The organism is Streptomyces spiralis, from assembly GCF_014654675.1.
Lineage (GTDB): Bacteria > Actinomycetota > Actinomycetes > Streptomycetales > Streptomycetaceae > Streptomyces > Streptomyces spiralis.
In genome coordinates this window covers 1-627 of sequence record NZ_BNBC01000164.1, presented here as the reverse complement: position 1 = coordinate 627, position 627 = coordinate 1, and the positions used below count along the sequence as shown (strand labels likewise).

Genomic DNA, 627 nt, shown 5'->3' with positions numbered 1-627 from the left:
CTTCAAAGTCTCCCAGCTATCCTACACAAGCCGAACCGAACACCAATATCAAACTGTAGTAAAGGTCCCGGGGTCTTTCCGTCCTGCTGCGCGAAACGAGCATCTTTACTCGTAGTGCAATTTCACCGGGCCTATGGTTGAGACAGTCGAGAAGTCGTTACGCCATTCGTGCAGGTCGGAACTTACCCGACAAGGAATTTCGCTACCTTAGGATGGTTATAGTTACCACCGCCGTTTACTGGCGCTTAAGTTCTCAGCTTCGCCCCACCGAAGTGAAGCTAACCGGTCCCCTTAACGTTCCAGCACCGGGCAGGCGTCAGTCCGTATACATCGCCTTACGGCTTCGCACGGACCTGTGTTTTTAGTAAACAGTCGCTTCTCGCTGGTCTCTGCGGCCACCCCCAGCTCACGGAGAAAATCCGATCACCAGGCGTGGCCCCCCTTCTCCCGAAGTTACGGGGGCATTTTGCCGAGTTCCTTAACCATAGTTCACCCGAACGCCTCGGTATTCTCTACCTGACCACCTGAGTCGGTTTAGGGTACGGGCCGCCATGAAACTCGCTAGAGGCTTTTCTCGACAGCATAGGATCATCCACTTCACCACAATCGGCTCGGCATCAGGTCTCA

At 54.2% G+C, this 627-nt stretch carries 1 rRNA gene; it reads right to left on the bottom strand.

Going from position 1 to position 627, the window contains the following annotated elements:
- A 23S ribosomal RNA gene (locus IE318_RS44525) occupies window positions 1-627 on the bottom strand; the annotation flags it as partial.